At 31.9% G+C, this 12,232-nt stretch carries 12 protein-coding genes and 2 tRNA genes; 12 read left to right on the top strand and 2 right to left on the bottom strand.

From position 1 onward, the window contains the following. The coding region (locus BLT22_RS11755; protein WP_087057077.1) for a helix-turn-helix domain-containing protein at positions 1-764 on the bottom strand (764 nt) is incomplete at its 3' end. Between the two features lie 496 nt (positions 765-1,260). On the opposite strand from BLT22_RS11755, the gene BLT22_RS11750 reads away from it, so the two are divergent. The 7 genes from BLT22_RS11750 to BLT22_RS11720 all read left to right on the top strand — a co-directional run bounded on the left by BLT22_RS11750 (position 1,261) and on the right by BLT22_RS11720 (position 7,381). Further along, positions 1,261-2,202 (top strand): general stress protein, encoded by a 942-nt coding sequence (locus BLT22_RS11750; RefSeq protein ID WP_176935488.1) that lies wholly within the window; start codon positions 1,261-1,263, stop codon positions 2,200-2,202. Positions 2,203-2,214: 12 nt separating this feature from the next. Further along, positions 2,215-3,087, top strand: coding sequence for an SDR family oxidoreductase (locus BLT22_RS11745; RefSeq protein ID WP_091763467.1), 873 nt, complete (start codon positions 2,215-2,217; stop codon positions 3,085-3,087). Between the two features lie 45 nt (positions 3,088-3,132). Continuing rightward, entirely contained in the window at positions 3,133-3,318 is a 186-nt protein-coding gene (locus tag BLT22_RS11740; RefSeq protein WP_091763466.1) for a hypothetical protein, read from the top strand. 208 nt (positions 3,319-3,526) lie between these two features. Next, positions 3,527-4,483 (top strand): recombination regulator RecX, encoded by a 957-nt coding sequence (gene recX / locus BLT22_RS11735; RefSeq protein ID WP_091763465.1) that lies wholly within the window; start codon positions 3,527-3,529, stop codon positions 4,481-4,483. Further along, entirely contained in the window at positions 4,476-5,666 is a 1,191-nt protein-coding gene (gene mutY / locus BLT22_RS11730; RefSeq protein ID WP_091763464.1) for an A/G-specific adenine glycosylase, read from the top strand. Before recX ends, mutY begins: the two co-directional genes overlap by 8 nt. A gap of 185 nt (positions 5,667-5,851) precedes the next feature. After that, on the top strand, positions 5,852-6,388 hold the full coding sequence (gene ntdP / locus BLT22_RS11725) for a nucleoside tri-diphosphate phosphatase (RefSeq protein ID WP_072694779.1): 537 nt from the start codon (positions 5,852-5,854) through the stop codon (positions 6,386-6,388). Between the two features lie 129 nt (positions 6,389-6,517). After that, positions 6,518-7,381 (top strand): SGNH/GDSL hydrolase family protein, encoded by an 864-nt coding sequence (locus BLT22_RS11720; RefSeq protein WP_087057071.1) that lies wholly within the window; start codon positions 6,518-6,520, stop codon positions 7,379-7,381. Between the two features lie 58 nt (positions 7,382-7,439). Here BLT22_RS11720 and BLT22_RS11715 read toward each other — a convergent pair whose 3' ends face one another. Further along, the gene (locus BLT22_RS11715) at positions 7,440-8,528 is read right to left on the bottom strand and encodes an FUSC family protein (protein ID WP_091763463.1); all 1,089 of its coding nucleotides are present in this window, start codon (positions 8,526-8,528) and stop codon (positions 7,440-7,442) included. 189 nt (positions 8,529-8,717) lie between these two features. Between BLT22_RS11715 and perR the strand changes: the two genes are divergently transcribed. From perR to BLT22_RS11690, 5 genes are all read left to right on the top strand, one after another. Continuing rightward, positions 8,718-9,143, top strand: coding sequence for a peroxide-responsive transcriptional repressor PerR (perR, locus tag BLT22_RS11710; protein ID WP_087057069.1), 426 nt, complete (start codon positions 8,718-8,720; stop codon positions 9,141-9,143). A 108-nt stretch (positions 9,144-9,251) separates the two neighbouring features. After that, a complete protein-coding gene (locus tag BLT22_RS11705) occupies positions 9,252-10,148 on the top strand; it encodes a diacylglycerol/lipid kinase family protein (RefSeq protein ID WP_091763462.1) in 897 nt (298 codons plus the stop codon). Positions 10,149-10,727: 579 nt separating this feature from the next. After that, positions 10,728-10,800: transfer RNA gene (locus BLT22_RS11700), tRNA-Asn, on the top strand. A 9-nt stretch (positions 10,801-10,809) separates the two neighbouring features. Further along, positions 10,810-10,898: transfer RNA gene (locus tag BLT22_RS11695), tRNA-Ser, on the top strand. A 440-nt stretch (positions 10,899-11,338) separates the two neighbouring features. Continuing rightward, positions 11,339-11,578 carry a hypothetical protein gene (locus tag BLT22_RS11690; protein ID WP_087057067.1) on the top strand — a complete coding sequence of 80 codons (240 nt, stop codon included), beginning with the start codon at positions 11,339-11,341 and terminating at the stop codon, positions 11,576-11,578. Positions 11,579-12,232: the final 654 nt, after the last annotated feature.

Raw genomic sequence — 12,232 nt, 5'->3', positions numbered from 1 at the left:
ACTTTTTCATTAATGGGTAATTGTTTAATATATTTTGTAGGTGTTTGTCCAGTAATTTTCTTAAATACTTTAGTGAAGTAAGAATGACTGTTAAATCCTGCAAGATTTGCTACTTCACTTAATTGGTAATTTCCAAGGTGGAAATAATATTTAGCAAGATAGATTCTTTGCTGATTTACATAACCAATAAAAGTAGTGCCGGTTTCTTGTTTGAATTTACGAGCTAGATGAACGGGATGCATTCCAAAGATAGATGCAATATTTGTAAGTGTCAGTTCACTAGTCAAGTTTTCAGTGATATAGCTAACAACTTCTGTCATAGCACTAGAATAAGTCAAAGTTGAAAAATCAATGACTGCTTGACAATATTCTCTATAAATATCATAATAAACGTTTTCTCTCAAGTATTGAATTGATTCCGCGTCTTCAATTAATATAGAAAAACGTTCTGAAATAAGATGAAGATACAAAGGTAAAACTCCACCATTTTTAGCAGCTATTCTACAATAAGTGTTTACGATAATAAGATGATTTTTGAAATTTCTAAGCTGAAATTCTTTTCCTTCTTCACCCAGATACTCTAGCATTTCATCTAAATTGATTATTCTCAGTGTATCCTCTAACATTGAACGATTTCCTTCAGTTATCGCATCAGTTACTTGGTCCTCAATCAAGTAACGGTAACTAAATGCATCGTTATTTAATTTTTTCAATTTTTCAACGCGTTCGCGTTTATATTGATCTTTAACTTCTACCTGTTTCATTCTACACGACCCCTCATTATTAGAAAAGTTAATATTTTACTCCTATCTATCTTAAATTAATATACCACAAATTCGTATTAAATAAAGTAGTTTTTCTAAAAAAAAGTACAAATTTAATAAAAAATATAAGAATATTTTATTATAAAGCGAACCGATTGTTCGTTAGATATTTTAAAACAATATTTACATTTTATAGTCTTTATGTTTAATAATATATTAATAATGATCGTTTTTTAATAAGAGTTTCTGTTGCAATTGTATACTTATTAATTATTATTACATGCAATTTGAATCGTCTAAACGCATATTTTGTCATATATTTGCCATTATTTATAAAACACTATAAGTATAATTAATAAACAAGGTAAATTGCTCCTTATTGTTTAAGGCTTATCTTTTTACTTCATATTAATAGGATGGTAACATTTCTATATAACCAAGAGTATATTAAGATTTGATTATTTAAAAAGAAGTAGCCAGGGAGATGATGTATTGTATGGAAAGAAGATTTGAAGGAACATTTCAAACAGAAAACGAAGTTAGAGCAGAAATTAAGCGTCTAATCAGTGAGGAAGAGTATTCAGCTGAGGAGTTACTGGTCATTACAGATGAACAGAATAGTGATTTGTTTAAAACAAATCATTTAGAATCAGTTGAAATTGACATCGTGGATTCTGAAGAGAACGGTTCTTTCTGGGAAAAAATAAAAGAAACGTTGTCCTTTGGCACTTATGATTCTGAAGAAGCTCATAATGTACTGGAAGCACATGGGGTACCTCATGATATAGCTGAACATCACTTAAATGCTTTAACAGATGGAGACATTATTTTATTAGCTGATACAGATGCTCCAAAATATTCTAAACTGTCTAATGTAAATAAAAATGTAACAAATACTAAGGAGACTGATAATAATATGGTAGATAAAAAAAATGAACCAATTGATGAAGTAAATGCAGAAGAAAAATCAGCAATTAAGAAAGACAAGCGCGATGTTAAACCTTCTGATGTAAAAACCTCAGAGACTAATGATCATAATATGACAAATTCTATTGATCCATCTCAGGCACAAGATACCAGAGAAGAGGATCAAGTGGATACAACAGAAACTGAAAATCAATTAGATGAAGACGATACTACAGAAGATGATGGTCAATCATTAGAAAACATTCCAGAATTAACTGGTGAAGAAGAAACTGTTCAAGCGGAAGATGCTGATCATGGATACCCAGATAATATTGCAAAAGGAGTAATAAAACCAGAAACAAAAAACCCTTTGAATACTGAACCAAAAAGTGAAAAAGATCCTTCAGAAAAAAGTGAGACACCTGAAAGTGATGCTAAGTATACGCAGGATACCAATGAAGCCGGCATAAAAGAAATAACAAATGATGAAACTGATAAAAAAATAAATAATCATTCTATTAATAAATATTGAAGGGGGAACATGATGCCTGAACAAGAGAAGATTAAGACTCAAAAACCGAAAAAAGATTATTTGTTGGATGATGAATCCGATAATTTGAAACGAGAACCGATTGTTGAAAATGAAGACTACAAACCGGCAGGAAAATTAGTTGGAAAGACAGCAATTATTACTGGGGGAGATTCTGGAATCGGTGCAGCAACAGCGATTTTGTTTGCTAAAGAAGGTGCAAAAGTTGCATTTACGTACTACTCTTCAGACGATGATGCAGAACGGACAGAAAATCGTTTACAAGAATTAAGTGCTGATGTACTTGTTTTCAAAGGTGATGTCGGGGATGAAAATTTTTCTGAAACGGTTGTTGAAGAAGTTGTTTCTAAGTGGGGAAGTATAGATGTTTTAGTTAATCATGCTGGAGAACAACATTTCCAGAAATCTATTACTAAAATCAGCGCAGAGCAAATTGATAGAACTTACCGGACGAATATATTTAGTATGTTCTATTTTGTAAAAGCGGCATTTCCTCATATGAATGAAAATGGAAGTATCATTAATACTTCTTCTGTTACAGCATATAAAGGAAATCCAAATCTTATGGACTATTCTGGTACAAATGGAGCTATCGTTTCATTTACTCGCTCATTATCTCAGAATACGGAATTTGTAAACAAAAAGATTAGAGCGAATACTGTGGCTCCTGGTCCTATTTGGACACCTATGATACCTGCTACCTTCCCGAAAGATGAACTTGCTACATGGGGGAAAGATGGAGCGCTGGGTAGACCTGGAGAAGCTTACGAATTAGCTCCTGCTTATGTCTTTCTTGCAAGCGATGATGCAAGTTATATTACTGGACAAACGATCCATGTCAATGGCGGAGTCATCGTTAATAGCTAAAATTGTGATGCTTTAAAACTACAGTTCATGTATAGGAGACCATTTATGAATGAACAAAATAAAAAATCAAAGGATGATTTGATACGTACAGATCAGTCTGAGAAACATCTTGATAGACGAAATCCTACTCGAGATGAAGTGACAAATCCAGAAGTTTCTGAACCATTAGGTTATGTTAAAGAAAGACCAGGTAAAGATGGAACGGATACTCAAGACAAAAGTGGTCGTTAAAATACTGAAGAGTGATCCATTCAACTAAGAATTACAAAAAATCTTTAAAAAGAATAATAGTGTTAATTCATTTCACAGAGTTTACCCTAGGGTAAACTCTGTTTTTTTATAATTCTATAAATTAAAGAATGGCAGATTATATTGCTTATACGAAAGTATATTCCCATATGTTATAATAAGAATAGTCAAAATATGGAAGGTGAAGTTCATGGAACATTCGAATAAAGAAAATGAACAGAATGATCAGTTAATCCGATTAGAACCTAATCAACCAGTAAATTTAACTAAAGATAATTTAAGCGAGCACTTAAAGAAAGTTGTTAATACGGACAGTGAAAAAGGTAGTATTGATCCAGATAAAAAAAATACAATAACTAGCATTCAAGCTCAAAAAAGAAAAGGCCGTTATAATATCTTTATCAATGACAAATATGCTTTTCCAGTAGATGAAGAATTGATTATTACTCATATGCTGCATAAGGGAAAGGTTTTAACCCCTGAATTTCAAGAACAGCTTCAAGTAGAAGATGTCTATAGAAAAGCTTATCAGAGGGCGCTTAACTATCTGAGTTACGGATTGAGATCTGAAAAAGAAGTGCGAGATGATCTTAAAGATAAAGAATTTGAAGAACAAGCTGATGAAGTTGTTGAGCGTTTAATAGACCAAAAGTTAATAAATGATTTAGAATATGCTAAGAGTTATGTGAGAACTGCAGCCAACCTTAATAGTAAAGGTCCTTCGAACATCAAGCATGAACTTAGCAAACGTGGCATTAATAAAGAACAGATAGAAGTAGCCATGTATGAGTATTCTTTTGAAGATCAATTTGCAAATGCAATGTCATTAGCAGAGAAGTCTTGGAAAAAATCTAGACTTAAATCACAACGTGAAGCTGTTCAAAAAACAAAACAGTTTCTTATGCAAAAAGGATACAGTATGGATATTATTCAAGAAGTTATAAGTGAATTAGATACAGAAAAAACAGAAGATGAAGAATACGAAGCATTAGCGAAACAAGGAGAGCAAGCATGGAGAAGATATTCTTCTAAATTTAGTGATTATAAATTGATTCAAAAAACGAAATCAAGCTTATACCAAAAAGGATATCCTTCAGAGTTGATTAATAAATTTATAGAGATGAAGGAAGAAGAGACTAATGAATAAAAAGTTATCAAAAAAAGAACTTAAAGATAAATATAATATAAATATGTGGTCTGAGGATAAAATAGCCTTATTTCAGGATACTTTATTGAAATGGTACGATCTCGAAAAAAGAGATCTACCTTGGAGGAGAACTTCAGATCCTTATAAAATTTGGATATCAGAAATTATGTTGCAACAGACTAGAGTAGATACTGTTATTGCTTATTATAAAAATTTCTTAACGTCTTTTCCTGATATAAATCATTTAGCGGAAGCAGATGATGATCGTTTACTCAAAGTTTGGGAAGGGCTCGGTTATTACTCAAGAGTGAGAAATATGAAGGAAGCAGCTATTCAAGTTGTTACACATCATGACGGGATTTTTCCTGATAACTATGAGGAGATTAAGAAATTAAAGGGGATTGGACCATACACTGCAGGTGCAATAGCAAGTATAGCTTTTCAACAGGCCGAGCCGGCAGTAGATGGAAATTTAATGCGGGTTCTAAGTCGTTTGTTTGAAATAGACATCGACATTGCAAAACCAGCCAGTAGAAAAGTGTTTGAAGCTGTCATGTATCATATTATTGACCAAAACAGACCAGGAGATTTTAATCAAGCACTGATGGATCTGGGTGCTACAATTTGTACACCGAAGAATTACGATCCTTCCATTAGTCCGGTAAAAGAATTCAATGCCTCCTATGTTAATGAAACTTATTTAAATTATCCAATAAAAAGCAAGAAGAAAAAGAAAAAAATTGTCAATTATTTTGCTGTCCTTGTACAAAATGATAAAGGAGAGTACTTACTTGAAAAGCGTCATGAAGATAGATTGTTGGCGAACATGTGGACTTTTCCTTTAATTGAAGAGGAGATGACCAGTCGTGATTCTGGATGGAAATCATTCGAAGATACTGATCTTTATGAGCTGAATGATTTAAAACAAGATTTACTAATGAAATATGTGAAAAAGAAATATAGTTTGAATATTAATCTAGGTATTCACTCCAGTGGAAAGATTTCTCATGTATTTACTCATTTGCACTGGAATATTTATGCCTATAGAGCAAGTACCAGAAATTCTATTGAAGCCATTCCATCAAATTGTGAATGGGTACATGAAACTAAATTTAATGATTATGTTTTTCCTGTATTACAACAAAAAATCTGGAAATCAAGCCAAGAGATCACGTTACTTTAAATATAATGACTGTTCTACTAGTAATACTTGCAACTACTATTTCACTCGTTAACCTTGAATTAGAAGGGAACTAACATTTTCCTACGGATAATATCAGTATTATGATATAATACATGATGAGATGAATGAAAAGTGAGATAATTTATTATTTCAGCTCACTTATTTTAAGAAAGTTGGTATAGTAGATGCAATTTCCAAAAGAAGGAGATTTCATCACAATCAAAAGCTATAAGCATGATGGAAGTTTGCATCGAACTTGGCGAGATACAATGGTTTTAAAAACTACTGATCATTCACTGATCGGTTGTAATGACCATACCCTAGTTATCGAATCTGATGGTAGAAGGTGGAGGACAAGAGAACCGGCATTAGTTTATTTTCATAAACACTACTGGTTTAATATCGTAACCATGATTCGTCAAAAAGGAACTTCGTATTATTGCAATATGGCTTCACCATTTTTGATCGATGAAGAAGGTGCAAAATATATTGATTATGATCTAGATGTTAAAGTTTTTCCTGACGGGGAAAAAAGACTTCTAGATGTAGATGAATATGAAGAGCATGGTAAAAAATGGGATTATCCAGAGGAAGTAGATCTTATCCTGAAAGAGCATATTAAAATATTAGTAGATTGGATCCGAGAAGAAAAAGGTCCTTTTTCAGAGGGATATGTTGACATGTGGTATGATCGATATAAGCAACTTACTGGGAAAAAATAATCATTGTGATGAAATGGAATGTAAAAACAGTAAGAGTCTTTCTATAAAGTCTTTTACTGTTTTTTTTATTATAAGTATATAAAAAAACAGGTCAAGTTTTTTAGAATATAATTGAAAGGAAGTTAACATGTGAAAAAAAATATTTTGATTACAATATTTTTAGTAATGATATCCATACTAATTATTATCCTAGGAAAAGGATATGCTTCTGAACAAGAAAAAAAAATGTTTGCAGAAATCCAAAATAGTGAGAGTACAGAAGGGTCTATATCTCAAGAATCTACTAATGAAGAGGATGAATCAGCTGATACAGGTAAAATATCTGTAGATGAACAATTAAAATTTTATAAAGAAAATATTAATTCACTTACTGCTATTGAAAAGATTGATTATCAATCACTACTAAAAAGTCCGGCAGTATTGACTTATTACGGAGATATAGATTCTTCATCCGACTGGTATGCAATAATGAACAATTATATTGCGGAGCATACAGATGAGCTAGAGGTTCAGAATGCTGTATATCCAGAATCCGATACATATGAACTATATATTGAACAAACGACAACTAACGTAGTGGCTATGGAACCGGATATTATAGTCTATCGTATGCCGGCATTAGCAGATAAAGTCAGGGACATTGGGCTTTCAGAAACTAATGATTATTTATCAAGTATTTTGACTACATTAATGGATAGTTTACCTGATACAGAGATTATTTTAGTCGAACCAGAGCCAGTACTATCTGAAATGGAGAATTTGAATTCGAGATCGCTGGATTATAGAAGCTACATGAATGAAATGAAAGAAGTAGCTAATGATATGGAAATTCAAGTAATTTCTACTCATGAACAGTTTATCAATATTGCCGAAGAAGAAGGATTTGAATTAGCAGAGTTATATAAAGAAGATGAAACGAGTTTGAATGAAAATGGGTTGATTATTTTACAACAAGCAATTGAAAGAGGATTGACCACCAAAACAGAAGAATAAAAAAACGGAAGGAGTAAAATACCTTCCGTTTTTTATATGGCTTAAACATTAATTTAATTTAATGTAACTCCTTTATTTCTGAACTTTTTTCGTTATGATTTTTCTTGAAGCTGCTTACTAATCGATTTAAGTGTTGTAAACTTTCTTCATAATCAAGCACAGAAGACATGATGTGAATAACGGCATTACTTTGACCATATTCATTCTGTAGATAAGATTCTAAGTTTGCTTCATTAAAGAAAGAATCCATGAAAGATTTTCTTAGACTGGATTTATGTGTAATGAAATTGACTTCTTCAGGTAAGACTCGTCCGTTCCATTTTAATATAATCTGCTCATGAGCTGACATCAGGGTTTCTAAACGTTCTATCAAAAGATGTCTAAGTTCTTGTGGAAAATGGTTATAAACGTTTTCGGCCTGATGCAATGTATCCACAAGATTATAAGCCGCATCAGTTGTATGAATAAATTGTCTGTATACGACGATCAGTCTCGCGTAGGAATACTCAGAAGACCTAAAAAATTTCCTTAAATCTCCATCTATTAAATGACCAAGGTAAACTTTCATTTTAGTAATACTTTTCTCAAGATTCTCCAGATCTTTACGCATCATAGGATATTGAATATTCTTTCTTAAACTTGCTCTTATAAAACGAGTCAAATCATCAGTTACTTGATTATTTAGATGAAAAAGTTTTTCATCATATTTTGGAGGAAGTAATACACCGTTGATAACAAAGGAAGAGACTACACCGAATATTGTTGCAAGTACTCTAAGAGACGCGCTGATTACGATAGGATAGTCAGTTGACATCATAATAACGATCAATGTAATCGTAGATAAGACAATCACATTGTTTAATTTAAATTGGTGTAAAATAGCAATGAGTACGGCTGAAGCTATACTAATCATAAAATAAGAATTTCCGAATAGAATTACAGTAACGACTGCAACGATTGCACCAATTGTATTTGCCATAATTCGATCTTTTAAGGTCTGAAAGGATTTCTTTACTGAGGGTTGTAAAGAGGCTACTGCAGAAATACCTGCTAGTGGAAGCCCATCGGGCATATTGAAAAGTGCTGGAATACTTAAAGCTAAAAATATAGATAATCCCGATTTAAATGTTCTTGCGCCAATTTTCATAATTAGTTTCACTGCCTTTAATAGAATAAATAGATGAATGATATAATAGTATAGCAACTAAGGCAATATCTCAAAGGTTATTTTAATATTTTTTCATTTTCTTGCAATAAATTGAATAAGAGGGTATCATAATAATTGAAAAATACTGTAATCGAATAAATCTATTCGATCAAAAAAGGATTGATAAGCATGAGTTATTTAGTAGATCAGTCTATTGAACGGTTGAAGTATAATAATGTCCGCATTACACCTCAAAGACATGCTATATTAGAATATCTAATTGACAAAGATACTCATCCGACAGCAGATGATGTTTATCAAGCATTAGAAAGTAGATTTCCCAGCATGAGCGTTGCGACGGTATATAATAATTTAAGATTATTTATTGAGTTAGGTTTAGTTAAAGAAATGAAATATGGAGACTCTTCAAGTAGATTTGATTTTTCTTCCACTGAACACTATCATGCGATTTGCACAGAATGTGGGAAAATCGAAGATATTTATTATCCTGGTTTGGATGATGTAGAAGTTGTAGCTAGTAATCTCACGGGTTTTGAAGTGACTTCTCATCGTTTAGAGATATATGGACTTTGCCCAGATTGTCAGAGGAAGTAGTATAACTAAGACTATATGAGATATAACTCATATAGTCTTTTTTTTATGCGGTAGCAAATAAATATAGTATACTGATAATAAGTAATTCATGAAAAGAGGGTGATCCTAATGAAAGACATAATAATTATTGCAAACCCATCATCTGGAAAAAAACAGGCGGAGGAATATGCAGCAAAAGCTCAATCATTATTTGAAGATAATCAAAGACAAGCAGATGTTAGAATTACAGAAAGTGAAGAAGATATTGTAAAATATGTAAAGGAAGCATCTTCAAACAAATATGATACCATGATTCTTTTAGGCGGTGATGGGACTGTCTCTAAGGCTGGAGAATCTTTGAAAGATGAAGAATACAGACCCAAAATAGGAATTATTCCTACAGGTACAATCAACAATATTGCTAGAGGATTAGGCATAGCAACTAATATTGATCAAGCTGTTGAAGACCTTGTAAACTGTAAAGAGCAAATTACTGACGTTGGAATGATCAATGACAAACTCTTCCTAAGTTCAATTTCAGCTGGGTCGATTCCGGAAACTGTCTGGGAAGTATCAAAAGATCAAAAAGAAAAGTTTGGCTCCCTTGCTTACTTTATAGAAGGGTTTAAATCACTCCGAGAAGAAGAAATTTATTCTATTGAGATGACTATAGACGGTAAGGAAATGGAAGTTGATTTAACTCTATTGGTAATTGGCTTATCCAACTCTGTAGCGGGTATTCCTAATTTTTTCAATGAGGCTACTTATGATGATGGCTATTTATATTTATTTGGACTAAAAAAGTCGACTTTAGGAGAAAAAATTTCGGTTATGACTTCATTACTGAATGATAGTGAAGCATTGTCCGATGAGCAGAATAAAGGATTCGTCATTCCTTTCAAACAAGGAAGTTTTAAGAATGATCATAATTTAAATGTGGCATTAGATGGAGAAAAAGGTCCATGTTTTCCTTTTGATATCAAGATTCTCCCAGCATTTCTTACATTTTTAGTACCAGAAAATTAAGTTATAAAAAGTAAAGAAAGTATGGGTGAATAAGTTTTTTAACTTGCTATACTATAAATAGCTTAATTTAAAAGTGAGAGTTATACGCAGAATTCTAAAAGAAAATTTATTTGATAAGATAAGCAACAAGACAATATACTCAAATATTATAAACAGTTAATTAAATTGAAAAAAACTGATTTATTTATAAACTTTCGATGGCAGCTTATAGATACAAAAGAAATATATGTGAGAAAGAATAGATGAAGATGGAAAAAGTCTAGCATGTTGTAATTTTTCTGATAAAATAGAATGTGTAACTCTCCCAGTCGATTATACAGTGGGAGATAAAGGTCAACTCATAAACTTCAATTAAATCATCAGAAACTGAATTTATTGCTTTCCAGTGTTTTTGTATTTGTAACAAAATGGATTATTATAGTGAGCTTGATAAGTAGGTAGTTGCTATTTACTTATCAAGCATTTCTTTTATTATAATAAATAAGCTTATGTATCAAGGGATTAATAATTAAATAGTATAAAAAATATTGACATTTTAAGCTATTGAAGATATACTAATGAAGTTGTTAATGTCCTAATTCCGCAATAGCTCAGTTGGTAGAGCGCGCGACTGTTAATCGCGTTGTCGCAGGTTCGAGCCCTGCTTGCGGAGTTTTACTATGGAGAATTGTCCGAGTGGCTTAAGGAGCACGCTTGGAAAGCGTGTATACGGGTTAAACCGTATCGAGGGTTCGAATCCCTCATTCTCCTTTTTGGGGTAAATATAAAACAAGTTGAGAGAACTTGAAAAGTCGTGTAAACATTTGTATAACAATGTTTACATGACTTTTTGTTTTGTTGAGAAAACAAGAGTAAAATAGAGAAAACAAAAAATTCATTCTGAATTCATCTTCTAAATTGGCTCCATCACGTCATCTACTTTAGAAGATTCACGTTGTTCTAGTTCGTCTAAAACATGTACATAAATTTGATAAGAAATTATGATAAAATAATGGCGAAGACGTTTTGAATTATATTTTATATTGATATCTATGTTGCGTTCGTACAGTACAAAAAAATAGAATAAGGTGCAAAGGTCTGGTGACTCAAGTGTGAGTGTTTAAAAATCTCCACTTGTTTATTCAAAATGTGTTTTCATTAAAATTAATTTCTTTTAATATTATGTGGAGAAAGAAAAGGAGCTAGTGTAGATGAACATAGAAGAAATAGGGATGCAGCTAATGATAGGTACGTTGATTCAAGAGTTTGGTGAAGATCAAGTCATGATCTTTGCTTATTTAAGAGAAGGACTTGAGCCCATAGAATTTCTTATTGATAACGATGAATCTAGAATAATTATAGAAAAATTGAAGCAAGAGTATGGAGATCGAATAATAGTACATAAACATAAGTTGAGTTATATACGCGATACATTAAGAAAAGACAGCTAGTAAAAAGAAGAGTAACCCACCAAAACCTACTCAAAAATCCATGATACTCTTACGCGTTATTCACGCACTGTTTTTAAATTCAACTTATTAAAAACCTATACATAATGCTTTAATAGTTGTTGGTTCAGATTTTCATTCACTTTTTGGGATTGAATAATAAAGTGAGAGAACTTGAAAAGTCTTGTAACTGTATATTTAATAGAATTTTTATATTTAAAATAAATAGGTTTTAATAATTTAAAGTATAAAATGCTAAAAAGCTTATTAATCTTAATCAATATTTTATTTTTAGATAGAGGTTTTAAAAATAAACCTCTTTATATTTTACTCACATGTGTATGGCAGAATAAATATGTAGAATAGTGCAAGAAAAAATCCATAACTCGGGCCAAATAAAATAGCCCATTGCTTCCACCCATACCATTCGCCTAAAATGGAGTTTGACTAAGAACTTCAGAAAGGCGTGGGAAAGGATGCTCACAATGGACCAAATTTATTCTATCAAAAAAATGAGAAATGAAGAAGGCTATTCTTTAAATAAAATTGTCACGGAAACCGGTTATGATTGGCGTACAGTTAGAAAATACGCAGATCACGATGTTCTTCCAAAAGAAAAAAACAGTAAAAAGCGCGGAATGATGTATACGAAAGGGT

It is taken from the genome of Marinilactibacillus psychrotolerans (genome assembly GCF_900101525.1).
GTDB lineage: Bacteria > Bacillota > Bacilli > Lactobacillales > Carnobacteriaceae_A > Marinilactibacillus > Marinilactibacillus psychrotolerans.
The sequence above is the reverse complement of the archived record's forward strand: the minus strand, read 5'-3'. Positions and strand labels throughout refer to the sequence as shown.

What these genes read in the sequence shown, in the direction of transcription:
- perR (WP_087057069.1), top strand. Translation starts at nt 8,718, where the DNA reads ATGAGTTATTTAGTAGATCAGTCTATTGAACGGTTGAAGTATAATAAT.
- BLT22_RS11705 (WP_091763462.1), top strand. Translation starts at nt 9,252, where the DNA reads ATGAAAGACATAATAATTATTGCAAACCCATCATCTGGAAAAAAACAG.
- mutY (WP_091763464.1), top strand. Translation starts at nt 4,476, where the DNA reads ATGAATAAAAAGTTATCAAAAAAAGAACTTAAAGATAAATATAATATA.
- ntdP (WP_072694779.1), top strand. Translation starts at nt 5,852, where the DNA reads ATGCAATTTCCAAAAGAAGGAGATTTCATCACAATCAAAAGCTATAAG.
- BLT22_RS11740 (WP_091763466.1), top strand. Translation starts at nt 3,133, where the DNA reads ATGAATGAACAAAATAAAAAATCAAAGGATGATTTGATACGTACAGAT.
- BLT22_RS11745 (WP_091763467.1), top strand. Translation starts at nt 2,215, where the DNA reads ATGCCTGAACAAGAGAAGATTAAGACTCAAAAACCGAAAAAAGATTAT.
- BLT22_RS11715 (WP_091763463.1), bottom strand. Translation starts at nt 8,528, where the DNA reads ATGAAAATTGGCGCAAGAACATTTAAATCGGGATTATCTATATTTTTA.
- BLT22_RS11750 (WP_176935488.1), top strand. Translation starts at nt 1,261, where the DNA reads ATGGAAAGAAGATTTGAAGGAACATTTCAAACAGAAAACGAAGTTAGA.
- BLT22_RS11690 (WP_087057067.1), top strand. Translation starts at nt 11,339, where the DNA reads ATGAACATAGAAGAAATAGGGATGCAGCTAATGATAGGTACGTTGATT.
- recX (WP_091763465.1), top strand. Translation starts at nt 3,527, where the DNA reads ATGGAACATTCGAATAAAGAAAATGAACAGAATGATCAGTTAATCCGA.